Genomic DNA, 24278 nt, shown 5'->3' with positions numbered 1-24278 from the left:
GGTCGTCCCCGGGTCCACCCGTACGGTGAAGGGCCGCACGCCGCGTCGCGCGGCGGATCTGTCGGCCGTGTGGCGTATGAAGGACACGGTGTACTGCGGTGCGACCTCGCGCGAGCCTTTGTGAAAGGAGACCCCGGGCATGAGCGTCTCCGAGTTCGAAGAGGCCAGGCCCGAGCCGGCCCGCGAAGGATTCGAGCGGACCCCGCCCCAGGACATCGCGGCCGAGCAATCGGTGCTCGGCGGCATGATGTTGTCCAAGGACGCCATCGCCGACGTCGTGGAGAACCTCAAGCCGATCGACTTCTATCGGCCCGCCCACGAACTCGTCTACAACGCGATCCTGGACCTGTACGCACGCGGCGAACCGGCCGACGCGGTCACCGTCGCCGCCGAGCTGACCAAGCGCACCGAGATCGGCCGGGTGGGCGGCGCCCCGTACCTGCACACGCTGATCTCGTCGGTGCCCACCGCCGCCAACGCCGAGTACTACGCCCGGATCGTGCGCGAACAGGCGGTGCTGCGCCGCCTGGTCGAGGCGGGCACCCGCATCGTGCAGATGGGCTACGCGGCCGACGGCGAGGTCGACGACATCGTCAACAACGCCCAGGCCGAGGTCTACAAGGTCACCGAGCAGCGCACCACCGAGGACTACGCGCCGCTGGCCGACATCATGGAGGGCGCACTCGACGAGATCGAGGCGATCAGCTCCCGCGGCGGCCAGATGTCCGGCATCCCCACCGGCTTCACCGACCTCGACTCCCTCACCAACGGCCTCCACTCCGGCCAGATGATCGTCATCGCCGCCCGCCCGGCCATGGGCAAATCAACGCTCGGATTGGACATTGCGCGTGCATGTTCGATCAAGAATGGGCTTGCCAGTGTGATTTTTTCGCTGGAGATGGGCCGCAACGAGATCATGATGCGGCTGTTGTCGGCGGAGGCTCGGGTCGCGTTGCATCACATGCGGTCGGGGAGCATGACCGACGACGACTGGACGCGGCTCTCCCGCAAGATGGGCGAGGTCACTGCAGCGCCGATGTACATCGACGACTCGCCGAACCTGTCGATGATGGAGATCCGGGCCAAGTGTCGCCGGCTCAAGCAGAAGCACGATCTGCGGCTGGTGATCATCGACTACCTCCAGCTGATGCAGTCGGGCGGCTCGCGCCGGGCGGAGAACCGCCAGCAGGAGGTCTCCGAGATGTCGCGAAACCTCAAGCTCCTGGCCAAGGAACTCGAGGTCCCGGTCGTTGCGATGTCCCAGCTGAACCGTGGCCCGGAGCAGCGCACGGACAAGAAACCGATGGTTTCCGATCTTCGTGAGTCCGGCTGTGTCACGGCGGCGACCCGGGTGTTGCGGGCCGATACCGGTGCCGAGGTCTCCATGGGCGAACTGCTGGCAACGGGCGAGCGGGACATTCCCGTTTGGTCCCTGGACGAGCACTTGCGGCTTGTTCCGCGCACCATGACCCACGTCTTTCCCAGCGGGGTCAAGGAGGTCTTCCGCCTGCGACTGGCATCCGGACGGGAGATCGAGGCCACCGCGAATCACCCTTTCCAGACCTACGACGGGTGGAAGCCGCTGGGGGAATTGACCGTGGGCGCACGTGTCGCCGTGCCTCGACGGATCGATGCTCCCGCACGTCCGGTTGCCTGGCCCGAGGCCGAAGTGGTCATGTTGGCGCACCTTCTCGGCGACGGTTGTGTCGCCCCGGGGCAGCCCATTCACTACACGAGCAACGATGAGGCCAACCTCGGTGCGGTGGAGGAGGCGGCGGTTCACTTCGGGATCACCCCGCGCCGTGAACAGCAGCAAGCTTGGTGGCACGTCTACCTCCCGGCCCCTCAGCGCCTTGCCCGAGGCCGGCGGAACCCGATTGCGGCATGGCTCGACCGATTCGGTTTGTACGGCAAGCGCTCGCATGAGAAGTTCCTGCCCCCGGAGATTTTCGGGTTGCCCGACGATCAGGTACGGCTGTTCCTGCGGCACCTGTGGGCGACCGATGGCTCGGTCACGGTTTCGGCGGCGGGTGCGGTTCGCGTGTACTACGCCAGCACGAGCGAGCGCCTCGCCCGAGACCTGCAGCTTTTGCTCCTACGGGTGGACCTTCGCGCGAGGCTGCGCAGGGTGGGCAACACCAAGGGACGCCCGGGCTGGACCGTGGATATCTCCGGGGTCGAGGACCAGCGTCGGTTCCTGACCGAAGTCGGGGTGCATGGCGGGCGTGGGGAGTGCGTGAAAAAGGCCCTGAACCGGCTTGACGGGGTGATGGCGAACACGAACCTGGACACCGTCCCGCGGGAGGTCTGGGATGCCGTCAAGGCGGCCATGCTGGGTCGACGGATGACCACGCGGGCCTTTCAGGCGGCCCTGGGTACCAGATACTGCGGCTCATCCCTGTACAAGGCGGCGCCGAGCAGGACCAGACTCGCCAATGTCGCGAGCGTGTTGGAGCACGCGGACCTGGAACTGCTCGCTACCAGCGACGTGTTCTGGGATCGGGTCACCGAGATCGAGAGCATCGGCGAGCAGGAGGTCTATGACGCCACCGTGCTCGGTACACACAACTTCATCGCCAACGGGATCAACATCCACAACTCCATCGAGCAGGACGCCGACATGGTCATTTTGTTGCATCGTGAGGATGCCTACGAGAAGGAGTCGCCGCGGGCCGGCGAGGCGGATCTGATCGTGGCCAAGCACCGCAACGGGCCGACGGCGACGATCACCGTGGCGTTTCAGGGGCACTACTCGCGCTTCGTGGACATGGCGCAGAGCTGAGCCGCGGCTTGTTGCAGTCGCTCACCGTCCGCTGAAGCCGAGGGCCCGAACTGCCAGGTCCGGGCCCTCCGGCTGCTCGGCTCGTGGTCGGTCCACCGACGTGTCGAACAGCGTGGGCGGACGGGCGCTCAGCGCCGCGTCTCGTACCTGGTCAGGATCACGCCGCCGGGAAACGTCCGCGTCTCCACCAGGTTCAGGTTCTCCCGGTTGTCCAGCGCGGTGAAGAACGGCGTGCCGCCGCCCACCAGGACCGGCGCGGTGGCCAGCACGTACTCGTCGATCAGCCCGGCCCGCATGGCCGCCCCGGCGAGCGTCGCGCCGCCGATCTCCATCGGGCCGCCGTCCTCGGCCTTGAGCCGGGTGATCTCGGCGACCGCGTCGCCGGTGACCAGGCGGGTGTTCCAGTCGACCTTGTCGATCGTCGAGGAGAACACCACCTTCGACATGTCCCGCCAGCGGCGCGCGAACTCGATCTCCGCCGGGGTGGCGCCGGGCCGCTGGTCGCCGGTCGGCCAGTGGGAGCTCATCGCCTGCCACAGCTTGCGCCCGTACAGCGTCAGGTCGGTCGCCTGCAACCGGTCGGACCAATACTGGAAGAGCTCGTCGCTCGGCACGCCCCAGCCGATGTCGTCGCCGGGCGCGGCGATGTAGCCGTCCAGGCTCAGGTTCATCCCGTAGATCAGTTTCCGCATGTCGCCGGCCTTCCATGAGTCGCTCTCACGCGTACAGACCGACGCGGCGCGGGAAACTCATCGGTGCGCGATCCGAGCGCACAGGGTGGTTCTCGGGCTCGGCGGTTCAGCCGCAGGCTCGTCGTTTCGCCGAGGAAAAGGCATCGATCGCAGGCCGATCCGGGGTGACATCGCGGTGGGACAACAGAGAACCGGCAGGTCACGGCAGATCGACACGTCATCGGCGGCGAGAACCTACCGACGTGCCCGGCCGGCCGCTCGGTCAGATGTCGCGCCGGCCCAGGGCTGCCCAGCCTGCGAGTTGGGCGGCCAGGGCCCACCCGGCGAGGATCGGCCCGCCGGCGGCGTTGCCGTCGAGCAGGTTCATCCCGGCCCGACCGGGAAGGAAGTCGGCGGCCGAGGCGGCGATCAGCATCGGCAGCGCGAGCATCACCGTCAGCACCACACTCAGCGTGGCCACCGGGCTGCGCAGGAGCGCACCCAGGCCGACGGTCAGGATCGCGGTGAGCACCAGGTAGGCGGTGATCGCGGCGATGTCGCCGGCCACCGCGGCGGAGCCGGTGACCCCGTACGAACCGAGTGCGAACCCGCCGATGCCCACGCCCGTCAATGCGAGCAGTGCGGCCAGTGGTGTGGTCACCGCGACCACCACCGTCGTCTTCGCGAACAGCACCCGGCCCCGACGCGGGTCGGCGGTCAGCGTGGTGCGGATGGATCCGGTCGCGAACTCGGCCGTGATCACCGCCATCGCGAGGGCGACGACGGCGAACTGCGCGAGCAGCGTCGACGCGGTCGCGGGTTCGCCCACGGCCATGGTCAGGCCGTCCTTGGTCTCGCCGCGCTCCACGTCGCCGGCGAAGTCCATGCCCATGATTCCCGCGCTCGCGCTCATCAGCAGCACCGAGACGGCCACCGCCCACCACGTGGAGCGCACCGACCACAGCTTGATCCACTCCGAGGCCACCGCCGCGCGCAGGGCGAGCGGCCTGCCCCGAGCCGGCTCCCGGGAGAGGCGGGCCTCGTGGAGGGCGCCGGAACGGTGCCCGACCTGTCCCCGACTCGCCGCCTCAGCCGGCCGCATACTCCACCGCCTTTTCCGTCAGTTCCAGGTACGCCTGCTCCAACGAGGCCCGTCGGGGGCTGAGTTCGTACAGCGGTACGCCGAGCGCGTGGGCGGCTCGGCCGATCTCCTCGATCGACACGTCGGCGTAGCCGCTGGTCCCCTCGCCCGTCGCGACGACCCGCGCGCCGGTCCCGACCAGGTGCTCGGTCAGTCGGGCAAGGCCCGCCCGATCCGGGCTGCGGACCAGTACGCCGGAGGCGCCGGCCGCGTCGAGCACCTCGGCGATCGGTGCGTCGGCGATCAGCCGTCCGCGGCCCATCACGACCAGGCGATCCGCGGTCTGTTCCATTTCGCTCATCAGGTGGCTGGAGACGAACACCGCGCGTCCCTCGGCCGCGAGCGAGCGGAGCAGCTCGCGGAGCCGGCGCACGCCGTCGGGGTCGAGCCCGTTGATCGGCTCGTCCAGGACCAGGGCCCGCGGATCGCCGAGCAGCGCGCCGGCCACGCCCAGCCGTTGGCTCATGCCCAGTGAGAACTGGCCGGTCCGGCGGTTCGCCACGTCGGACAGGCCGACCAGGTCCAGCACCTCGTCCACCCGCCGGAGGGCGATGTCGTGGGTTCGGGCCAGGGCGCGCAGGTGCGCTCGCGCGGTCCGTCCGGGATGCACCGCCCTGGCGTCGAGCAGTGCGCCGACCTCGTGCAGCGGCCGGTGCAGCCGGGCGTACGGTCGGCCGTCGATCCGGGCGTGTCCCGATGTCGGTCGGTCCAGCCCGAGAATCATCCGCATCGTGGTCGACTTGCCGGCGCCGTTGGGCCCCAGGAAACCGGTCACCAGGCCGTTCGGCACGGTGAGCGTGAGTCCGTCGACGGCGGTGCGTTCGCCGTATCGTTTGGTCAGCCGTTCCAAGGTGATCATCGTGCCCCTTCGTCGTCTCCGAGACGAAGCTAGGAGTGCGACGCGGGGTGCGGCATCGCTCGTTCGACAGACCCCACCCGGGACTTTCGACACAGACGCGGCCGCGAACGCGGACTCGGACCCGCGCACCTGCCGCCCGGGGACGGGTGCGCACGGGTGGGTCTGGCCCACCCCGGGTCGCTGGGTCGTCGGCTTCCCGACCGGCCCGGCGCTGCCGCGGGTGCACGGGCGGTGGACCCGCTCGCTGCTCGGCCCGGCCGCGCCGGCGCGGGAGAGCGTGATGCCGGTCCGGTACGCCGTGGCCCAGGGGCCGCACCACCGCCGCCCGCCGGGACGCTCCCCGTCCCGGCGGGCGGCGTACGTGGCGGGGGCCGGAGGGCGGCGAAGGCGGGGAGTCCGGTCCGGAGCCCCTCCCCCTCGGAAGGCTCCGAACCGTCCCGGTGCGGCGGACCCGATCACGGGGTCGTCCGGGCCCGCCGCATGTCGTCGATCATGGTGGGCCGCGCTTGGGATTCGTTGGGCGCGTGCTTGGCGTTCACTGCCGCGCTCGGCGCCTCGACCCGCCGCGCGTCGTTCGCCCACGCGCACGAGCTGTGGATACTCCCGCTGTAGTACGCCGTGGTACTCGCGTCTGCGAGGGGGGTGCGGCCCTGTAGTACCCGGGGCGGAACTTGCCTCTCCGGCCCCGATTTCGGTTGAAGTGCCTGTTCGGCCCTGCCTACCTTCGAAGCCGACACCACCGGCGTTGTTTCGGCTCACGCGGCGATCGGTGCCTTGTGAATTCGATCACAAGGGGTGTTCCGGGGGCCGGTCACATCGCGGGATCGCGTACGCAACGGAGGAGACATCGATGTTCGGACGACTCGGCAGGCTCGTCGTCCACAACCCCTGGAAGGTCATCGCCGCCTGGCTGATAGCCGCGGTGGCCCTGGTCATGTTCGCGCCCAAGCTGAGCGATCTGACCAACCAGGACCAGGCGAGCTTCCTGCCCGACAAGTACGAGTCGGTGCAGGCCCAGAAACTCGCGGAGAAGGCCTTCCCGCAGTCCACCGAGCAGACCGCCCTGATGATCTTCAAGCGCGGTGACGGCAAGAACCTCACCGAGGCCGACAAGAACAAGGTCAGGGAGATCAGCGGCAGGCTCGGTGCGGCCGGCGTCGAGCACGTGAGCAAGGTCGAGGCGGGCGACGCCAAGGACCGGATCGCCCTGGCCACCGCCTACATCAAGGGCGACCAGCAGGACAAGTTCGTCAACGAGGCGCTCAAGGAACTGCGCGACAAGGCCAAGCCACTGGTCGAGGGGAGCGACCTCAAGCTCGGCTTCACCGGCGGCGTGGCGATCAACGTCGACAACGAGGACGCCTTCAAGAAGGCCGAGGCGATCGTCGGCATCGTCACGATCGTGCTGATCATCGTGCTGCTCCTGGTGATCTACCGGAGCCCGATCGCGGCCCTGCTGCCGGTGATCATGGTCGCCCTGGTGTCCCAGGTCGCCTCGCCCGTGATCGCGATCGTCGGCAAGGCCACCGGCCTCCAGGTCGACCAGTCGCTCAACACGATCCTGATCGTGGTGCTGTTCGGCATCGGTACCGACTACATCCTCTTCCTGCTCTTCCGCTATCGGGAACGGTTGCGCGCGGGCGACGACAAGAAGCAGGCGATGGTCGTCTCGGTCGAGCGGGTGGGCGAGGCCATCGCCTCGGCCGCCGGCGCGGTCGTGATCGCCTTCGGCGCGATGTTGCTGGCCACCTTCGGTGCGTTCAAGTCGATGGGCCCGGGGCTGGCCATCGCGGTGATCGTGATGGCGGTCGCCGCGCTGACCCTGGTGCCCGCCGTGGTCTCGTTGATCGGCCCGAGGGTGTTCTGGCCGTCCAAGACCTGGCAGAAGCAGCCCAAGGGCACCGCGTTCCACAGGATCGGCGGCCTGGTCGGGCGCAAGCCGCTCGCGGTGGCCGTGGTCTCCGGCGTGATCATGATCGCCTTCGCGGCCGGCGCGCTGAACTTCAAGGCCGACTACGACCAGTTCGGCCAGCTGCCCGGCGACACCGAGTCGGCCAAGTCGATGAAGGACATGCAGCTCGACTTCGCGGCGGGCACGCTCAACCCGACGCAGATCTACCTCGAGAGCAGGAACGGTCGGCCGATCGACAAGGGCGCGGCCGAGCAGTTCGCGCTCTCGCTCAAGGGCGTCGAGGGCATCGGCGACGTGAACGGCGCCGGCGGCCCCGAGGAGAACTCGCACGTCAAGCTCAGCGACGACCGGATGTCCGCCGAGATCGCCATCGTGCTCAAGGAGAGCCCGTTCGCGAACAAGGCGCTGGACACCATCGACCCACTGCGCGACTTCGTGCATGAGCACCGGCCCGACGGCACCAAGGCGATGGTGGGCGGCCAGACCGCGTCCTTCACCGACATCCGTGCGGCCACCAACCGCGACCTGTCGGTGATCTTCCCGGTCGCCGGTCTGTTGATCGCCCTGGTGCTCGGCCTGCTGCTGCGCAGCGTGGTGGCCCCGTGGTACCTGATGCTCGCAGTGGTCCTGGGCTTCATCTCGACCATCGGTGCGACCGTCTTCGTCTTCCAGACGTTGCTGGGCAACTCCGGCGTGATGTTCATGCTGCCGGTGATGATCTACATGTTCGTGGTGGCCATCGGCACCGACTACAACATCCTCATGGTCGCCCGATTGCGCGAGGAGGCGAAGGAGGGCAACGAGCCGAGGCAGGCTGCGGCTTTGGCCGTGGAGCATGCGGGGCCCTCGATTGCCGCCGCGGGTGTCATCCTGGCAGGGACCTTCGCGTCGCTCATGATGGCGGGCATCGACATGATGACCCAGATGGGCTTCGCTGTCTCGGTCGGCATCTGCATCTCGGCCTTCGTGATGTCGATGTTCCTGGTTCCCTCCGTGACCGCCCTGATCGGGCATGCGGCGTGGTGGCCCGGACACGCCGACCGTGCGTCCGGCCCGGTCGGTCGAGGCGGGCGGGATCGGGAGCCGGCAATGGCCGGGGACCGCTGATCAGGGAGTACCCGAGGAGTACGGATGTCCGTGGAAGGCCCCGCGCGAGTCGCCGTGCGGGGCCTTCCCGCGTCCGCGAACGGTTCCCGTCCGAGCGAGTCGGTCGAGCCCTGGCTGCTGCCGGTGCCCAAGCCGCTCGCGCGCTGGCTGCCCTGCCGGACCTGGGTGGGCGAACTGCTGATGGTCGCGCTGGTGCTGCTGTGCGTGATCGGCGGCTCGCTCGGCGGGTCCACCAGGGATCACAACCCCGGACACCCGAACGCGCTCAACCTGGTCATCGCCGGGATCACCTGCCTGGTGCTGCTGGGCCGGCTGCGGTGGCCGCTGACGGTGCTGGCGCTGACCGAGGCGGGCCAGGTGTTCTACCTGGCCGCGGACGGCCTGGACGGCCCGATCCTGATCCCGACCATGGTCGCGCTGTACACGGTGGCCGCCAGCGGGCAACTGCGCCGCTCGGTGCTGATCGCCTCGGCGGTCGCGGTGGTGCACGCGGGGATGCGGATAGGGCTCACCCCGGACGGGTTCCTCTCGCCGGAGAAGTACCTTTCGGGCATCTGGATGTACCTGCCGGTCGCCATCGGCGAGGCGGTCCGCGCCAAGCGGGCCTACTGGGCGGAGGTACAGGCCCGGCTGGCGCGTGCCGAGCACGAGCGCGAGGACGAGGCCCGGCGCCGGGTGACCGCCGAACGCATGCGCATCGCCCGCGAGCTGCACGACGTGGTCGCGCACAGCATCGCGATGATCAACATCCAGGCGGGCGTGGCCGCGCACGTGATCGACCGGGACGTGCCGCAGGCCAAGGAGGCGCTCGTGCACATCAAGGTGGCCAGCCGGGACGCGCTCGCCGAACTGCGCACCACGCTGGGCGTGCTGCGCCAGGACGGCGACAACGACCTGCCCACCGAGCCGACCCCGGGTGTGGACGACGTGGACGCCCTGGTGGCCTCCTACCGCAACGCGGGCCTGCCGGTGCTCCTGGAGGAGTCCGGCGAGGCCCGGAACCCGTCCGCGCCGGTCGGCCTCGCGCTGTACCGGATCGTCCAGGAGTCGCTCACCAACGCGATGAAGCACGGCGGCGACGGTGCGTCGGCGATCGTGCGGGTCGTGTACGGCGAGCACGCGGTGGAGGTGGACGTGCTCGACGACGGTCGGGGCACCCCCGAGACGGACTCGGTCAAGGGCGCCGACGGCACCGGGCACGGGTTGCTCGGCATGCGGGAACGGGCGGTCGCCGTGGGCGGTTCGCTCGCGGTGGGACCCCGCCCCCATGGCGGTTTTTCGGTACACGCGGTGCTGCCGCACCACAAGGGCGCGCTCGTCGCGCGTCGGGACGGAGATTCTTCATGACGGTGCGCGTGCTGATCGCGGACGACCAGTTGCTGGTCCGGTCGGGCTTCAAGGTGCTGGTCGGCAGCGACCCCGAACTGGAGGTGGTCGGCGAGGCGGCGAACGGCACCGAGGCACTGGCGCTGGCCAAGGAGACCCGACCGGACGTGGTCCTGATGGACATCCGGATGCCCGGCATGGACGGCCTGGAGGCCACCCGTCGGATCGTCCGCGACGACGACCTCGCGGGCGTGCGGGTGCTGGTGCTGACCACGTTCGAGGTCGACGAGTACGTCTTCGAGGCGCTGCGGGCCGGGGCCAGCGGCTTCCTGGTCAAGGACACCGACCCCGAGGACCTGCTCAAGGCGATCAAGACCGTCGCGACCGGAGACGCGCTGCTCTCGCCGGGTGCCACCCGGGCGCTGGTGGCCCGCTTCCTGTCCCAGCCCGAGCCCAAGGTGGCCGCGCCGGATCGGCTGGAGGCGCTCACCGACCGCGAGCGCGAGGTGCTCTCGCTGGTCGCGGCCGGGATGAGCAACGACGAGATCGCCGAGCACCTGTTCGTCTCGCCGCTGACCGCCAAGACCCACGTCAGCCGGGCGATGGTCAAGCTCGGCGCACGCGATCGGGCGCAGCTGGTGGTGATCGCGTACGAGTCGGGCATGGTCCGGCCGGGACGCGGCTGAGCACCGCGCCCCGGACCCGGCCTCCGTTCGGACGGGCCCCTAGCCGAGGTCGCTCGCCAGCAGGGTGTGGATGCCCTCGATGTTGGCCTGGAGATAGGCGGCCAGGCCGGCCGGGACCAGGCCGACCGAGGCCAGCCCGGAGGGGGTGAAGGGCACCCGCACGATGTCGTACTCGCCGTTCGGCTCGTCCACCTCGGGGCCGTGCCGCAGTGCCGGGTCCATCGATTCGAGCCGGCATGCGAAGAAGTGCTGGATCTTGACCCCGCCGGGCTCGGGCACGGTGTCCACGAACGCGGGCACCGGCCGGCCGATCTTGCCGCCGAGTTCCTCGAACACCTCGCGGCGCAACGCCTCGGTCACCGTGGCGTCCTCGGGTTCGACGCCGCCGCCGGGGGTGATCCAGTACGGGGGGCTGTCCGGCTTCGTGCGTTTGATCAGCACCATCCGGTCCTCGTCGTCGAGCAGGATCGCGCGTGCCGTCCGCTTCACCACTGAACGCATCGTCGGTGCCCTCTGCTTCCTTGCCAGGCGTTGCCCCCGTCTGAAGTCTCCCTTTCCGATCGGACGGGTGGTTTATGCCTGTGCGGCGCCACCTTCGGGATCACGCCCAGCGCGCGGCGCGCGCGATCAGCTCGCCGTGCAGATGCGAGATGTGCGGTTGGCTCAAAGTGCCCTCCCGAACCGCGAGGAACACCGTGTGCAGCGGCGGCAGTTCGGGTTCCAGAAGGGCGACCACCGCGCGCCGGTCCAGCGCCTCGGCGCACAGGTAGCGCGGCAACACCGCGATGCCGTGTCCGGCGCGTACGCACTCCAGCACGGCGCGCAGGTCGGGCACCGTCACCGCGGCCGGGGTGACGGGTTTGGCGTCGAACACGGTCGACCAGTAGCGCCGGATCAGCGGTTGCTCCTCGGCCTCGCCGATCAGCGGCACCCCCTCCAACGCGGCCGGGCCCCGGGCCAGGATCCGGCTCGACGGCAGCCGCGCGGCCCAGTGCGGAGCGCCGATCAGGACGTACTCCTCGTCGGTGAGCGGCGTGCCCACTATGCCCCGCGCGCGCGGGCGCACATCCGAGATCACCAGGTCGTGCCGAGCCGCCGCCAGGCCCGCGAGCAGCACGTCGCCGGGGCCCAGGGTCACCCGTAACCGCAGGCCGCGCCGGACCAGATCGGCCAGCGACGGCAGCACGCGCAGCGCGGTCAACTCGGTCGGGCCGCCCAGGTGCACGGTGCGCCGCAGCGGGTCCACGCCGCGCACCTCGCGGGCCGCGATCTCCTCGATCGCGTCCAGGTGCGGTGCGAGCCGGCGGGCGAGTTCGTCGGCGGGGCCGGTGGGTGCCACGCCGCGCGGCAGGCGTTCGAACAGCTGCTTGCCGACCTGCTTCTCCAGGGTGCGGATCTGCGCGGTTATCGCCGGCTGCGAGAGCCCGAGCGACGCGGAGGCCCGGGTGAAGGAACCCGCGCGGTGTACGGCCAGGAAAGTGCGCAACAGCGTCAGGTCCACGGGTCCCCCGTCTCGTGTCCCCCGACCACTCCCGAGAGTCGGGGACATCACGTGATCTTGCCCGAAGTCGCAGGTCAGCCCGGGGAGGCGGGGTCCAGGGCGCGCAGGATGTCCGCGACGAGATCCGCGGTGTCCTCACAACCGGCCGAGAACCTGACGAATCCTTCCGGCACATCGTTGCCGGCCCACCGGGCACGTCGTTCGGCCATGCTGTGCACACCACCGAAGCTGGTGGCGTCGGAGACCAGTTCGAGCGCACCCAGGAACCGACGAGCGGTGTCCGCGTCGGCGAGCGTGAAGCCCACGACGCAGCCGAACCGCCGCATCCGACGGGTGGCCACATCGTAGGCCGGATCGCCTTCGAGTGCGGGGTGGCGTACGCCCGTGACGTCCGGGCGTTCGCTCAGCGCCCGGGCGACGGCCAGCGCGTTGACCGCCTGCCGATCCACCCGCAACTGCAGGGTGGACAACGAGCGATGCGCCAACCAGGCCTCCATCGGCCCGGGCACCGCGCCGGTGAGCGAGCGCCAGGAACGCACCCGGGCGCCGAGGTCGGCGCTCGCGCAGGAGACGTAGCCGAGCAGCACGTCGCTGTGCCCGGTCAGCGCCTTGGTGCCGCTCGCCGCCGAGATGTCGGCGCCGAGGGCGAGCGGGAGTTGGCCCAGCGGGGTGGCCAGGGTGTTGTCGACGGCCACCAGGGCGCCCTGCGCGTGGGCGAGGGTCGCGATCCGCTCGATGTCGCACACGTCCAGGCCCGGGTTGCTCGGGGTCTCCAGCCACACCAGGCGGGCGCCGGTCAGGGCCTGTTCGAGCTCGGCGCCGGCGGTGGGCACCAGCCGTACGGTGATCCCGCGCGCGGCGAGGTGCGCGCCGACCGCGCGGGTGGCCGGGTAGCCGTCCGACGGCAGTACGACCACGTCACCCGGCTCGGTGAGTCCGAGCAGGACCGCCGAGACGGCGGCCATACCGGACGCGAACGTGACGGTGTCGGCGGCCCCCTCCAGCGCGCCGATCGCCTGCTCCAGGCCGACCCAGGTCGGGTTCGCGTAACGCCCGTACTGGTAGGGCCCGTTCACCTCGCCGGGCATGTGGTACGTGCCGGCGAACACCGGTCCGGGCAGGAAGGGGTCGCCCGGCGCGTGGCCCGGACTGCCGGCCCGGACCGCCCGGGTCCCGTCGCTCCATTCGGCGGACATTCCCGACTCCCTCACTGCCTGTTTCACGTGAAACCTCGACCGAGCCCATCGTGGTGCGTGGCCGTCAATCGCGGTCCAGGATCATGCTCAGGAACCAGCTCACGATGCTGATCACCAAGGCGCCGAGCAGCGCGGCCCAGAAGCCGTCGATGTGGAAGTCGAGATCCAGCTTGTTGGCGATCGCCTCCGTCAGCCACAACATCAGCGCGTTGATCACGAACGTGATCAGACCCAGCGTGAGTACGAAGAGTGGCAGTGAGAACAGCTTCACCACCGGTTTGATTATCGCGTTGACGATCCCGAAGATGAGCGCGACGAAAATTATCGTCTTGGCCTTGGTGCCGGCAGAGGCGCCGTCGGCGAGGTCGATTCCGGATACGAGCCAGCTGGCGAACCAGATGGCGAGTGCGTTGGCACCCAGCTTGATGATCAGGCTTTTCATATCCTGATGCTGGCATCCGGCAGGTCCTTCCCGCTTGAGCCGTGGGGGGAATGTCGGTTTGTGTCGGTAAGGAGTTGGTCACATGAAGGTTTTTCGGCTCGACGACCTGGACGCGGAGCGCGCGTTCGAACAGGGCGCGTACCTGAAGTTCCTCAGTGAACGGAACTTCTCGATGGGCCTGTACGCGCTGGAACCGGGCGAGACCGACACCCAGAAGCCGCACGGCCAGGACGAGGCGTACGTGGTGATCAGCGGTCGGGCCACGCTCACCGTCGGCGAGGAGTCCACCGCCGTGGCGCGCGGCAGCGTCGTGTACGTACCGGCGCAGGTGCCGCACCGCTTCCATCGGATCACCGAGCCGCTGCGGGTCCTGGTGTTCTTCTCGCCGCCGGAGGGCTGAGCGGCAGGACCGGCCGCACGGAGGCGGGTGCGTGGGGCCGGGCGCGTGGGGCCGGGGGCGGGCGCGGGCCGCGTGGGCTGGGCGGTGGGCGGTCCGGGCCGGTGTACGACAATCGGACCTTGGGATCCAGCGATCGGGTCTCGGGATCCGACGATCGGGAGTACATCTGATGGCGCTGCGCGACGAACTCTGGGCTGCGATCGAGGACGTCTACGCGGCGATCCTGGACCACCCGTTCATCCACGGGCTGACCGACGGCACGTTGCCGCGCGAGGCGTTCCGGCACTACGTCGTGCAGGACTCGCACTACCTGCGCGACTACGCCAAGGCGCTCGCGGTGTGCGCGGCCAAGGCGCCGGACGAGGCGACGACCGTGCAGTTCGCGGGTGACGCGGCCGGTGCGATCGCCGCCGAGCGTTCGCTGCACGAGGGCTTCATGGTCGACTTCGGCAGCTCGGTGGCCGACGCCACCGCGACCGAACCGGTACTGCCGAGCACCCGGGCGTACGTCAGCTACCTGCTTGCCACGGTGCACAACGGCTCGTTCGCCGAAGGGGTGGCGGCGGTGCTGCCCTGCTACTGGATCTACGCCCGAGTGGGCGACGCACTGCTGGCCAAGGGCTCGCCCGACGAGCTGTACGGACGCTGGATCGCCACCTACGGCGCCGAGGAGTTCCAGGCGACGGTGCGCGCGGTGCTCGATCTGGTGGACCGGATCGGCGAGGACCTCTCGGCGACCGAACGGGCGCGGATGATCGAGCACTTCACCACCACGGCACGCTACGAGTGGATGTTCTGGGACGCCGCGTGGCGCGGCGAGCGCTGGCCGGTCTGAGCGAGTCCGGGGCGCCCGGGATCGTTCCCGGGCGGACCGGAACCGGTGCGCCCGGGTACGACGTGTCCTCCCGGGGAATGTGCTCCCCGGGCGTGCACGTCTCGCGGGAGTTCGCGTGACTGGGGGTTGGACGATGGAGACATGGCCGCAGTGGGCGCGCATCGGCGTACCGGTGCTCGTGCTGGTGTTGCTGTGCTGGTTGCTGATCTGGCTGTTCTCGGCCTTCCTGATGCTCATCGTCAAAGGCGTCGTCGGGCTGTGCGTCACGGTCGGGATGGTCGTGCTCGCGCGCACCGCGGTGGTCGGCCGGGGGCCGCGCGACCCGCTCGGTTGAATCCGGCGCTGGTCGTGCGGGCGGTGGTGTGCCAGGGTGGGGGCGCACCACACGGAGATACACGGGAGCTCGGGGCACCGGGCTGAGAGGGCGCTGAGGCCGCGCCGACCGCAGAACCTGACCGGGTAATGCCGGCGTAGGGAGCCTTCCATGACCTCGCACGACACCTCGCTGCCCGCTGCCCCGTCGGCCGATCCGGCCGCCACGCAGACGGTCACCAGCGGACCGATATCCCCCGCTCACCACCGCGGCTACGTCGCCGGATCGCGCGAGGACCTGCGCGTTCCGGTACGCACGGTGCATCTGACCAACGGCGAGACGGTTCGCCTGTACGACACCTCGGGCCCGTACACCGACCCCGCCTTCGAGGTGGACGTGCGGCGCGGCCTGCCCGCGCTGCGCGAGGCCTGGATCGAGGAGCGCGGCGACACCGCCCGCTACGACGGCCGGATCGGCGCATTGACGCCGGCCGGGTTCGCGGTGCCCGGCGCGGGGGCCCGACCCAGGCGGGCGTCCGGATCCGAGGCGGTGACCCAACTCGCCTACGCGCGGCGCGGGCTGGTCACCCCGGAGATGGAGTTCGTGGCGATCCGCGAGGGCTTGACGCCCGAGCTGGTCCGGGACGAGATCGCCGCCGGTCGGGCGGTGTTGCCCGCGAACATCAACCACCCCGAGATCGAGCCGATGGTGATCGGCAAGAACTTCCTGGTCAAGGTCAACGCGAACATCGGCAACTCGGCGGTGTCCTCCTCGATCGAGGAGGAGACCGACAAGCTGGTGTGGGCGATCCGCTGGGGCGCGGACACCGTGATGGACCTGTCCACCGGCAAGGACATCCACACCACCCGCGAGTGGATCGTGCGCAATTCGCCGGTCCCGATCGGCACGGTGCCGCTCTACCAGGCACTGGAGAAGGTGAACGGCAAGCCCGAGGAACTCACCTGGGAGCTGTACCGGGACACCGTGATCGAGCAGTGCGAGCAGGGTGTGGACTACATGACGGTGCATGCCGGCGTGCTGCTGCGCTACGTGCCGTTGACCGCCCGGCGCAAGACCGGCATCGTCTCGCGCGGCGGCTCGATCATGGCCGCGTGGTGCCTGGCGCACCATCGGGAGAACTTCCTCTACACGCACTTCGCCGAGCTGACCGAGATCCTGCGCGCGTACGACGTGACCTACTCGCTCGGCGACGGACTGCGTCCGGGCTCGATCGCGGATGCCAACGACGCGGCGCAGTTCGCCGAGTTGGAGACGCTGGGCGAACTGGGCCGGATCTCCCGGTCGATGGACGTGCAGGTGATGATCGAGGGCCCGGGCCATGTGCCGATGCACAAGATCAAGGAGAACGTCGACCTCCAGCAACGCATCTGCGACGAGGCGCCGTTCTACACGCTCGGCCCGCTGACCACGGACGTCGCGCCCGGCTACGACCACATCACGTCGGCGATCGGCGCGGCGATGATCGGCATGTGGGGTACCGCGATGTTGTGCTACGTGACGCCGAAGGAGCACTTGGGCCTGCCCGACCGGGACGACGTCAAGGCGGGCGTGATCGCCTACCGGATCGCGGCCCACGCGGCGGACCTGGCCAAGGGCCACCCGGGCGCCCAGGCGTGGGACGACGCGCTCTCCGATGCCCGCTTCGAGTTCCGTTGGCAGGACCAGTTCGATCTGGCGATGGACCCGGACACCGCGCGGGCCTACCACGACGCGACGCTCCCGGCGGAGCCGGCCAAGACGGCCCACTTCTGCTCGATGTGTGGGCCGAAGTTCTGTTCGATGCGCATCTCGCACGACATCCGTGCGGAGCACGGCGACGGGGCGGCTGCCGTGGCGGCGGAGGCGGATGCCGAGGCCGGAATGCGGGCCAAGTCGGCGGAGTTCGCCGCCGCGGGCAACCGGGTCTACCTGCCGCTGGCCGACTGAGGTTCGGGCGCGGGACGACGCCTCGGGGACCGGGCGGTTCCCGGGACGTCGTCAGGCCGGTCCGGGCGGGTCGCCCGCGCCGGCGACGATGACGCCGTGTTCGTAGGCGAAGACCACCGCCTGGGCTCGGTCGCGCAGGCCCAGTTTGGCGAACATGCTGCCCACGTGGCTCTTCACGGTTGCCTCGGTGACCACCAGGTGGGCGGCGATCTCGCTGTTGGAGAGGCCGCGGGCGACCAGGAACAGGGCCTCGCGTTCGCGCGGGGTCAGGGCCGTCAGGAGCGCCGGGGGCGGCCGGAGCGGTTCGGTACGGGCGGCGAAGTTCTCGATGAGGCGCCGGGTGATCGAGGGCGACAGCAGCGCCTCGCCGGCGTGCACCACGCGGATCGCTTCCAGCAGGCGGGCCCGCGAGGCGTCCTTGAGCAGGAATCCCGCGGCGCCCGCCCGCAGCGCGCCGAAGACGTATTCGTCCAGGTCGAACGTGGTGAGGATGAGCACGCGCGGGGGCGGCGAGATGCCCTCCGCGTGCACTCGGGCGGTGGCCTCGACGCCGTCCATGCGTGGCATCCGGATGTCCATCAGGATCACGTCCGGACGCAGGCGGGCGGCCAGTTCGACCGCCTCGTCGCCGTCCTCGGCCTCGCCGACGACGACGAGGTCGTCCTGGGTCTGGAGGAACAGGCGCAGGCCGGTTCGGATCAGCTCCTGGTCGTCGGCGATCAGCAGGCGGATGCTCCGGGCGCTCATTTCGGGTCCTCCAGGGGAAGCCGGGCGGTGACCCGGAACCCGCCGTCCGGTCCGGGACGGGCCGCCAACTCGCCGCCGAGGACGCCGATCCGCTCGCGCATGCCGACGATGCCGTGGCCGCCCGAGGAGGGCTCGGGCACCTTCGCACCGTCGTTGGCGACCGTGATGTGCAGGTGGGTTCGGCCGAAGTCCAGGGTCACCGCGACATGGGTGGGTCGGGCGTGCTTGAGCACGTTGGTCAGTGCCTCCTCGACGATGCGGTACACCGACAACTCCACGCCGCCGGCGAGCGGCCGGGAGGTGCCGGTGACCTCCAGGTGCGCCGGCAGCCCGGCCTCACGGTACGAGGCGACCAGCGAGGGCAGTTGGGCCAGCGAGGGTTGTGGCTGCATCCGTACCCCCTGGTCCGTCTCGCGCAGCAGCAACAACATCCGGCGCAACTCGGCCAGGCTCTGCTCGGCGTTGGTCTCGACCCGCTCCAGCGTGTCGTCGGCCACGTCGGGCGCGGTGTGCAGCACGTCGCGCGCGCCGCGTACGCCCACCAGCGTCACGGTGACCGAGTGGGCGATGATGTCGTGCAGTTCGCGGGCGATCGCGGCGCGCTCGCGCTGGGCCACGATGACCGAGAGCTGCTCGTGCTCGCGCTCCAAGTGGGCGGTGCGTTCCTCCAGGGCGGCGGTGTAGCGGCGCCGGGTCTGGGCGTAGCTGCCCAGGGCCCACGCGATGACGGTGACGGGGAACGAGACGATGTCCGCCACCATCAGGAACAGCGCCGTCGGCACGAGGGCGGCCACCGACACCCGTCGCTCGCGCAGTTCGGCGATGGTGAACAGGGCCGCCAATGCCGGTGCGCCGCCGGGGTTGCCGCCGGTTGCCGCGAGCAGCGCCTCGACTGCGCAGACGGCCGGCAGCACGGCGAGTGGTGCGTGTCGTCGGGCGAGCAGGAGCGCACCGGAGCACACGATGATCACGACGAGCAGGGGCCGGACGGGTATCGCGTCCTCGAAGGTCAGACCGAGTTCGACGATGGTCGTCACCGACGCGACGATGGCGTCGAACAACGCCGAGCGGCGCGGGCGGATCCACCGGCGCGCCGCTCGGACGGCTCGGTATATCGCGTTCACGCCAGGTCGCGCCGACGTTCGGCGGCGATGGCGGCGATGACGAACACGATCGCCCAGGCGGACAGCACCCCCAGGGCGGCACTCGGCGACAGCGTCGTGTGGTGGGTCGAGCGGGCCAGCACGCCGGCGGCTCCGAGCGGGGTGTAGTTCGCCGCGGCTTCGGCGACGCCGGCGACCAGCGGAAGCACCGCGAAGTTCACCAGCAGCACCACGACCACCCCCACGACCGGACTGCGTACCATCGCGCCGACGGCGGCACCCATGATCGCAGAGAGCACGAAGGCGGCCAGGTTGCCGGTCGCGACCGAGGTGACCTGGCCGGGGGTGAGGTCGGCGCCCGGATGGTCGTCGAGCAGCGGTACGGCGAGCGCGACCGACACGGCGACCAGGAGCGCGCCGATCAGCAGGCCGGTCAGCGCGTAGGCGCCGATCCTGGCGAGCAGGAGTGTGCCGCGGTCGCGCCGGGCCACCAGCGCGGACGGGGCGGCGGTGCGGTGGCGATACTCGCCGGCCACGCCCACGATTCCCCACAACATCAACAGGACCGGCAGGCCGGACAGGGCCTCCTCCTTCTCGCCCACCTCGTCCAGCCGGCCCGATGCGACGGCGATGATGACGACGTTGAGCACGGTGTAGGCGACTCCGCCGACGACGAACGCGTGGATCGAGCGGGTGGTGAGGGTCTTGAGCAACTCGCCTCGCACCAGGCGGCTCATGCGTTTCGGCCTTTCGTCAGGTCGAGGAACACGTCCTCCAGGGACGCGGTCCGCGAGGTGATCTCCTCCAGCGGGATGTGTTCGCGCAGGGCCAGGCGGGCGACCTCCGCGGCCGGGAGTCCCTCGACGCACAGTCCACCCGCGTCTGCGGGCCGGACTCGTCCGCCGGCGCTTTCGACGAGTGCCGAGAGCCGCTCGGGTTCGGGGGTCCGTACCGAGAGGGCGCCCTGTTCGAGATCGCCGATCGGGCCGGTGTGGACCAGTCGGCCCTTGTCGATGACGACGACGTCGTCGACCGTTTGTGCGGCCTCGCCGAGCATGTGGCTGGAGAGCAGGGTGGTACGGCCGCGCGCGGCGCGTTCGCGCAGCAGCGTGCGCAGGCGGCGGATGGCCTGGGGGTCCAGGCCGTTCACCGGTTCGTCCAAAACCAGGACCTCCGGATCGCCGAGCAACGCGGTCGCCAGCCCGAGGCGTTGGCGCATGCCCAAGGAGTACTTGCCGACCCGCATTCCGGCGGCCTGCTCCAGCCCGACGGTCTCCAGAACCTCGTCGACCCGGGCGGCCGGCAGCCCGGCCAGGATCGCCAACGCCCGCAGGTGGGCGCGGGCGGTGCGGCCGGGGTGGGCCCCGCACGGCTCGATGTGCACCCCCAGCAGTCGGGCGTCGCAGGGCACCGGGCCGCCTCGGAAGGACACGTGACCGGCGGTGGGCCGGGCCAGCCCGACGACGGCCTTCAACACGGTTGTCTTGCCGGCTCCGTTGGGGCCGAGGAACCCGGTCACCACGCCCGCCCGCACGGTGAAGGAGAGGTGGTCGACCACGGTCGTCCGGCCGTACCGCTTGGTCAACTCGTGAACCGCAATCGCTACGGTGTTCGATGGCGCGGAAGTCATGCCGCAAGCATCGGCGCCGCCGATCTCGCGGTCTTCAGCCAAAGGATCAAAGCCGACTTGCCACTTGCGGAGGAGCCGGGAGCCGAAAGCGGGTCGAGGCAGGCAATCAAGTAGTCGTGGTCCCGGGCTGCTTCAGGTTTTCGTACGCCGCTCTGAGGTCCGCGGCTTCCGGTAGGCGACGGCTCTCGACCGCCTTCACGACTTCGAGGGCTCGCCAATGGCTGGAGGCCACCACGCGCTTGGAGCGGATTGCCTGTTCAGCCGCCTCGCACGCCTCGTCGAGGTGGTCACGGGTGAGCAGGATCAGGGCCAGATCGAGATGGGCCACGGCAGCTCGGCGGGTCAATCTCACGCCCGGAGTGGGGGCGAGCCGGGCGATCACCTCTCGGGCGTATTCCTCGGCGGCCGGATCTCCCAACCAGGAGAGTGTGGTCGCGGTATACGACGTCGATTTGTCCGGGTCGTAGTGGTAGTGATGCTCCGGGCGGTTCGTCGCAGGCAGGCGCGACACGTAGCCGTGCACTCGCGCTATCGAGTCGTAGGTTTCCCGCGATCGGCCCAGTCGGGCATATGCCCGGCCTTCTTGAGCGGTTGCCTGGATGGCCACCGAACTCCCTTTCGGAGCAAGGCTTCGGGCCGCGCCGGAGAGTGTCAGAGAGCGCGCGTAGTCCCCCTGTACGAGGGACCTCCACGCATCGGTCTCGTAACACCACGCTTCGAGTTCGGGCCGGTCCGCTTGTCTGGCCAGATCGACCGCGGTCCTCAGGCCGGCCGTTGCCGCGCCCTGTCGACCGAGATCGATCTGCAGCGTGGCCCCCATCAGGGCAAGGCGCCCTCCGACAGTCACCAGTCGGCGATGCTCGGCCAGTGTCTTGCGGGCGTCGAAGAGCCGCGTCGCGTAGGACAGGTAGCGACGTGTCCGGACGAGAAGGTCGCGCGGGGGGATCCTGGAGTAGTCGACGGCCAAGGCGTCGAAGGCGTTCTCCAGGCGGATCAGGGTCTCGTCGCCCACGTCGCTTGCCGCAGCACGTCGGCCCAACTCCAGGGAATCCATTTCGTCGTCGATCGACGGGATTTCCACCGAGTGGACAGCCGAGACGGGCGTCGGCGCTTCACGGTGCAAAGCGTCGCGGCGCGATTCCCACTCCCGTGGCGCGATCCCGACCATGAGCCCCGGCACGCGGAGGGCGTCGCAAATCCGGCGGACCTTCTCGACGGTGGTGATACGCCCCTCGCCGCGGGCAAGTGTGCCGACTCGATCGGGCTTGATGTCGCAGGCGTCGGCGATCTTTTGGTAGCTGATCCCACCGTACTTGCGGGCCAGCCGGAAGACCGTGCCGAAGTCGTGATCGCGCAGGGCTTGGCGCACGTCATCGCGGTCGAGCACTCGGCGCGGTAGCGCGGCCGGCGATACGTCACGTGTCACGACCGGTGACCCCCTGGTCCATGCTTCGTCACACTATGTGGCGAGTCTACCCACCGCGGGTACGCCTCCATGGGCTGATCACGGACATCTCGGCCGGCCATGCTCGTTGTATGGCCAGAACACGAACAGGACGAACGGGTCTGCGGCATGTGATCAGGCGGGAGACGCCGGCGAAGGAAGAACGGGACGTCGTTTCGGAGGCGTGGTCGGAGGCGGATGGGCGGTTGAGTCCCGGGGAGCGGTGGTTGGGGGCCGTGCTTCGGGGGCCGGGGTGGGAGCCGGTGTGGGTTCGGCAGCGGGCGTGGGAGTCGCATCCGGCGGCCGTGCGGGAGGTGCGGGCGCTGACGTGGGCCGCCATGGCGGATTGGAACCTGCTCGAACTGACCGACGAGGCGATGTTGTGCGCGTCGGAGTTGGCGACCAACGCCGTCGTGCACGCGATGATGCCCGATCAGCATGTGGACTGGCTGTGGCGGACGTTCACGGTGCGGTTGTCGTTCTGGCCCAAGCGGGCGGTGGCGATCGAGGTGCGGGATGCCGACCCCCGTCTGCCGGTGGTGCCGGGGCCGGGGGTGTTGCGACCCTCGCCGACCGAACCGGAGCGGATCGGGGGCTCGTTGCGGGGCCTGCGAATGGTCGAGGCGGTGTCGGACCTGGTTTCGTGGGGGCCGGTCGCCACGGGTGGCAAGACCGTCTGGTGCCGCTTCGACCTGGTACCTCGTGGATTGGCAAGGCCGTTCACGATGACCGGAAACCGATAGCCGAAGGTCCGATGGATTGTTGAACCACCCGAAGGGAGCCCGACATGGGTGAGCACAAGAGCCCGATTCCGAGCGACGGGAACCAACCCGGGCGGCCGATTCCGCCACCGATCCTTCCCGATAAACCGCCGAACCCCGGAACTCCCGGGAAAGACAAGTGAAATCGTGACGGATGCGACCGCGGAGCGCGGCCCGGACCGCTTGCTTCGCCTTGTCGAGCAGGTGACGGGCCCACTGCCGGCGCCTTGGCGGGCCGCCTTCGAGCACGTCCCGCGCGACGCGTTCCTGCCGGATGTGATCTGGCTGCGCCGGGCGGACGGTCTACCGGACCACGAGCCCTGCGAGCGGGCCACGGACCCGGACCGCTGGGAGGACGCGGCCTGGTCGGATGTGCCTGCGGTGATTCAGGTCTGCGATGGCCGCGTACCCGAATCTGGCGAACCGGCGTGGGCGTCGTCGTCGGTCTCGCAACCCTCCATCGTCGCGGAGACGTTGCTGATGCTCGATGTCCGGGATCGACATCGGGTCCTGGAGATCGGCACCGGAGCGGGGTGGTTCGCCGGGCTCCTCGCGCATCGCCTCGGCGGCGACAACGTCGTCACGATCGAGGTGGACCGCGAGTTGGCCACGGCGGCACGCGGTCGGCTCGACGCGCTCGGGCTGCGGCCCCTGGTCGTGGCCGGCGACGGTGCCGAGGGGTGGGCCGACGGAGCCCCGTACGACCGGCTGGTCGGCACCTGTGCCGTGGCCCGCGTCCCATGGGCCTGGCTCGAACAGGTGGCACCGGGAGGGCTGATCGTCACGCCGTGGACCACATCGTGGGCCGCGTACGGGAATCTCGTCCTGACGCCGCGTCAAGGCGGCGGCGCCACCGGGCGGTTCGCCCACGGCGGCGCGTTCATGGCGATGCGCGGCCACCGCTCCCGTGTGTACGACGTGGCCGACGTCGTCGGATCGCACGACCTACCAGACCCGAGCACCACCACCCTGTCCCCGTGGGACGTGGCCGGCGGGGACCGCCGAGCCGAGGCCGTCATGGGCCTCGTCCTGCCCGGGCTGTGGACGCACTGGAACGACGACCCGGGCGTGGACGGTGTGCGATCCCGGCTCTGGGTCGGAGACGATGCGCTGACCTCATGGGCCACGGTGGACTACGACGGTCGCCGACTCGACACCTTCCGCCTTCGTCAACACGGACCCCGGCGGTTGTGGGACGAGGTGGCGGCGGCCTGGTCCCGGTGGAACTCCGTCGGTCGCCCGGCCTTCGACACCTTCGGCCTGGACATCGACCCGGACGGCACCCAGACGGTGTGGTGCGGCACGCCGGGCGGCCCGTCGTGGCCCATTTCCGCCGGGTCGCCCGGGAGCGCGGCCAGGGCTCCATCGCGCCGTGAAGCGGGTCGAGGAGTGATCCGGTAGCCGACGAACGAGGCGAGGGTGTCCGCGCACGTCGAAGCCGCAACCCCGGGCCGGCCCCGACAGCCTCGGCCGCA

At 70.0% G+C, this 24278-nt stretch carries 22 protein-coding genes and 1 riboswitch; of the genes, 10 read left to right on the top strand and 12 right to left on the bottom strand.

Annotated features, from left to right (window positions below; translation table 11 throughout):
• The first annotated feature begins 139 nt into the window (after positions 1-139).
• A complete protein-coding gene (locus ACFZBU_RS32235; RefSeq protein ID WP_391587233.1) occupies positions 140-2782 on the top strand; it encodes a replicative DNA helicase in 2643 nt (880 codons plus the stop codon).
• 128 nt (positions 2783-2910) lie between these two features.
• On the opposite strand, the gene ACFZBU_RS32230 is transcribed toward ACFZBU_RS32235, so the two are convergent.
• From ACFZBU_RS32230 to ACFZBU_RS32220, 3 genes are all read right to left on the bottom strand, one after another.
• Entirely contained in the window at positions 2911-3474 is a 564-nt protein-coding gene (locus ACFZBU_RS32230) for a dihydrofolate reductase family protein (RefSeq protein ID WP_391587232.1), read from the bottom strand.
• Positions 3475-3736: 262 nt separating this feature from the next.
• Positions 3737-4555 carry a hypothetical protein gene (locus ACFZBU_RS32225; protein WP_391587231.1) on the bottom strand — a complete coding sequence of 273 codons (819 nt, stop codon included), beginning with the start codon at positions 4553-4555 and terminating at the stop codon, positions 3737-3739.
• Positions 4542-5453: an ATP-binding cassette domain-containing protein gene (locus ACFZBU_RS32220; RefSeq protein ID WP_391587230.1), complete on the bottom strand. Its 912-nt coding sequence runs from the start codon at positions 5451-5453 to the stop codon at positions 4542-4544. The genes ACFZBU_RS32225 and ACFZBU_RS32220 overlap by 14 nt, the downstream gene beginning before the upstream one ends.
• An 850-nt stretch (positions 5454-6303) precedes the next feature.
• Here ACFZBU_RS32220 and ACFZBU_RS32215 point away from each other — a divergent pair.
• The 3 genes from ACFZBU_RS32215 to ACFZBU_RS32205 are packed head-to-tail and all read left to right on the top strand — an operon-like array spanning position 6304 to position 10484.
• On the top strand, positions 6304-8472 hold the full coding sequence (locus ACFZBU_RS32215) for an MMPL family transporter (RefSeq protein WP_391587229.1): 2169 nt from the start codon (positions 6304-6306) through the stop codon (positions 8470-8472).
• A gap of 24 nt (positions 8473-8496) precedes the next feature.
• The gene (locus ACFZBU_RS32210) at positions 8497-9819 is read left to right on the top strand and encodes a sensor histidine kinase (protein ID WP_391587228.1); all 1323 of its coding nucleotides are present in this window, start codon (positions 8497-8499) and stop codon (positions 9817-9819) included.
• Positions 9816-10484, top strand: coding sequence for a response regulator (locus ACFZBU_RS32205; protein ID WP_391587227.1), 669 nt, complete (start codon positions 9816-9818; stop codon positions 10482-10484). Before ACFZBU_RS32210 ends, ACFZBU_RS32205 begins: the two co-directional genes overlap by 4 nt.
• A gap of 39 nt (positions 10485-10523) precedes the next feature.
• Here the strand turns inward: ACFZBU_RS32205 and ACFZBU_RS32200 are convergent, their stop codons facing one another.
• The 4 genes from ACFZBU_RS32200 to ACFZBU_RS32185 form a co-directional block, all read right to left on the bottom strand.
• A complete protein-coding gene (locus ACFZBU_RS32200) occupies positions 10524-10985 on the bottom strand; it encodes an NUDIX domain-containing protein (protein WP_391587226.1) in 462 nt (153 codons plus the stop codon).
• A gap of 100 nt (positions 10986-11085) precedes the next feature.
• A complete protein-coding gene (locus tag ACFZBU_RS32195) occupies positions 11086-11985 on the bottom strand; it encodes a LysR family transcriptional regulator (protein ID WP_391587225.1) in 900 nt (299 codons plus the stop codon).
• Positions 11986-12059: 74 nt separating this feature from the next.
• A complete protein-coding gene (locus tag ACFZBU_RS32190; protein WP_391587224.1) occupies positions 12060-13181 on the bottom strand; it encodes a cystathionine gamma-lyase in 1122 nt (373 codons plus the stop codon).
• A 64-nt stretch (positions 13182-13245) separates the two neighbouring features.
• Positions 13246-13623, bottom strand: a complete 378-nt coding sequence (locus ACFZBU_RS32185; RefSeq protein WP_391587223.1) for a phage holin family protein — start codon at positions 13621-13623, stop codon at positions 13246-13248.
• 82 nt (positions 13624-13705) lie between these two features.
• On the opposite strand from ACFZBU_RS32185, the gene ACFZBU_RS32180 reads away from it, so the two are divergent.
• The 4 genes from ACFZBU_RS32180 to thiC all read left to right on the top strand — a co-directional run bounded on the left by ACFZBU_RS32180 (position 13706) and on the right by thiC (position 17118).
• Positions 13706-14023: a cupin domain-containing protein gene (locus ACFZBU_RS32180; protein WP_391587222.1), complete on the top strand. Its 318-nt coding sequence runs from the start codon at positions 13706-13708 to the stop codon at positions 14021-14023.
• Positions 14024-14192: 169 nt separating this feature from the next.
• Complete coding sequence (gene tenA / locus ACFZBU_RS32175; protein WP_391587221.1) at positions 14193-14858, top strand: thiaminase II; 666 nt, start codon at positions 14193-14195, stop codon at positions 14856-14858.
• A 115-nt stretch (positions 14859-14973) separates the two neighbouring features.
• Entirely contained in the window at positions 14974-15192 is a 219-nt protein-coding gene (locus ACFZBU_RS32170) for a hypothetical protein (RefSeq protein WP_391587220.1), read from the top strand.
• A 51-nt stretch (positions 15193-15243) separates the two neighbouring features.
• Positions 15244-15352, top strand: a riboswitch (TPP riboswitch).
• Positions 15343-17118, top strand: coding sequence for a phosphomethylpyrimidine synthase ThiC (gene thiC / locus ACFZBU_RS32165; protein WP_391587219.1), 1776 nt, complete (start codon positions 15343-15345; stop codon positions 17116-17118). It overlaps the preceding riboswitch by 10 nt.
• A gap of 51 nt (positions 17119-17169) precedes the next feature.
• Here thiC and ACFZBU_RS32160 read toward each other — a convergent pair whose 3' ends face one another.
• The 5 genes from ACFZBU_RS32160 to ACFZBU_RS32140 all read right to left on the bottom strand — a co-directional run bounded on the left by ACFZBU_RS32160 (position 17170) and on the right by ACFZBU_RS32140 (position 22024).
• Positions 17170-17865, bottom strand: a complete 696-nt coding sequence (locus tag ACFZBU_RS32160) for a response regulator (RefSeq protein WP_391587218.1) — start codon at positions 17863-17865, stop codon at positions 17170-17172.
• Positions 17862-18902, bottom strand: coding sequence for a sensor histidine kinase (locus tag ACFZBU_RS32155; RefSeq protein ID WP_391587217.1), 1041 nt, complete (start codon positions 18900-18902; stop codon positions 17862-17864). The genes ACFZBU_RS32160 and ACFZBU_RS32155 overlap by 4 nt, the downstream gene beginning before the upstream one ends.
• Before the next feature lie 83 nt (positions 18903-18985).
• The gene (locus ACFZBU_RS32150) at positions 18986-19705 is read right to left on the bottom strand and encodes an ABC transporter permease (protein ID WP_391587216.1); all 720 of its coding nucleotides are present in this window, start codon (positions 19703-19705) and stop codon (positions 18986-18988) included.
• Entirely contained in the window at positions 19702-20598 is an 897-nt protein-coding gene (locus ACFZBU_RS32145; protein ID WP_391587215.1) for an ABC transporter ATP-binding protein, read from the bottom strand. The genes ACFZBU_RS32150 and ACFZBU_RS32145 overlap by 4 nt, the downstream gene beginning before the upstream one ends.
• A gap of 106 nt (positions 20599-20704) precedes the next feature.
• On the bottom strand, positions 20705-22024 hold the full coding sequence (locus tag ACFZBU_RS32140; RefSeq protein WP_391587214.1) for a transcriptional regulator: 1320 nt from the start codon (positions 22022-22024) through the stop codon (positions 20705-20707).
• A 281-nt stretch (positions 22025-22305) separates the two neighbouring features.
• Between ACFZBU_RS32140 and ACFZBU_RS32135 the strand changes: the two genes are divergently transcribed.
• Positions 22306-22785 carry an ATP-binding protein gene (locus tag ACFZBU_RS32135; RefSeq protein WP_391587213.1) on the top strand — a complete coding sequence of 160 codons (480 nt, stop codon included), beginning with the start codon at positions 22306-22308 and terminating at the stop codon, positions 22783-22785.
• Between the two features lie 165 nt (positions 22786-22950).
• Positions 22951-24204 carry a methyltransferase gene (locus ACFZBU_RS32130; RefSeq protein WP_391587212.1) on the top strand — a complete coding sequence of 418 codons (1254 nt, stop codon included), beginning with the start codon at positions 22951-22953 and terminating at the stop codon, positions 24202-24204.
• Positions 24205-24278: the final 74 nt, after the last annotated feature.

Origin of the sequence: Embleya sp. NPDC008237 (assembly GCF_042956465.1) — a bacterium.
GTDB lineage: Bacteria > Actinomycetota > Actinomycetes > Streptomycetales > Streptomycetaceae > Embleya.
Note: the sequence above shows the minus strand (reverse complement) of the source record. Positions and strands in the feature narration are given on the sequence as shown.

Coding starts and splice junctions, on each gene's coding strand:
- ACFZBU_RS32235 (WP_391587233.1), top strand. CDS start 140: ATGAGCGTCTCCGAGTTCGAAGAGGCCAGGCCCGAGCCGGCCCGCGAA.
- ACFZBU_RS32230 (WP_391587232.1), bottom strand. CDS start 3,474: ATGCGGAAACTGATCTACGGGATGAACCTGAGCCTGGACGGCTACATC.
- ACFZBU_RS32225 (WP_391587231.1), bottom strand. CDS start 4,555: ATGCGGCCGGCTGAGGCGGCGAGTCGGGGACAGGTCGGGCACCGTTCC.
- ACFZBU_RS32220 (WP_391587230.1), bottom strand. CDS start 5,453: ATGATCACCTTGGAACGGCTGACCAAACGATACGGCGAACGCACCGCC.
- ACFZBU_RS32215 (WP_391587229.1), top strand. CDS start 6,304: ATGTTCGGACGACTCGGCAGGCTCGTCGTCCACAACCCCTGGAAGGTC.
- ACFZBU_RS32210 (WP_391587228.1), top strand. CDS start 8,497: ATGTCCGTGGAAGGCCCCGCGCGAGTCGCCGTGCGGGGCCTTCCCGCG.
- ACFZBU_RS32205 (WP_391587227.1), top strand. CDS start 9,816: ATGACGGTGCGCGTGCTGATCGCGGACGACCAGTTGCTGGTCCGGTCG.
- ACFZBU_RS32200 (WP_391587226.1), bottom strand. CDS start 10,985: ATGCGTTCAGTGGTGAAGCGGACGGCACGCGCGATCCTGCTCGACGAC.
- ACFZBU_RS32190 (WP_391587224.1), bottom strand. CDS start 13,181: ATGTCCGCCGAATGGAGCGACGGGACCCGGGCGGTCCGGGCCGGCAGT.
- ACFZBU_RS32185 (WP_391587223.1), bottom strand. CDS start 13,623: ATGAAAAGCCTGATCATCAAGCTGGGTGCCAACGCACTCGCCATCTGG.
- ACFZBU_RS32180 (WP_391587222.1), top strand. CDS start 13,706: ATGAAGGTTTTTCGGCTCGACGACCTGGACGCGGAGCGCGCGTTCGAA.
- tenA (WP_391587221.1), top strand. CDS start 14,193: ATGGCGCTGCGCGACGAACTCTGGGCTGCGATCGAGGACGTCTACGCG.
- thiC (WP_391587219.1), top strand. CDS start 15,343: ATGACCTCGCACGACACCTCGCTGCCCGCTGCCCCGTCGGCCGATCCG.
- ACFZBU_RS32160 (WP_391587218.1), bottom strand. CDS start 17,865: ATGAGCGCCCGGAGCATCCGCCTGCTGATCGCCGACGACCAGGAGCTG.
- ACFZBU_RS32150 (WP_391587216.1), bottom strand. CDS start 19,705: ATGAGCCGCCTGGTGCGAGGCGAGTTGCTCAAGACCCTCACCACCCGC.
- ACFZBU_RS32145 (WP_391587215.1), bottom strand. CDS start 20,598: ATGACTTCCGCGCCATCGAACACCGTAGCGATTGCGGTTCACGAGTTG.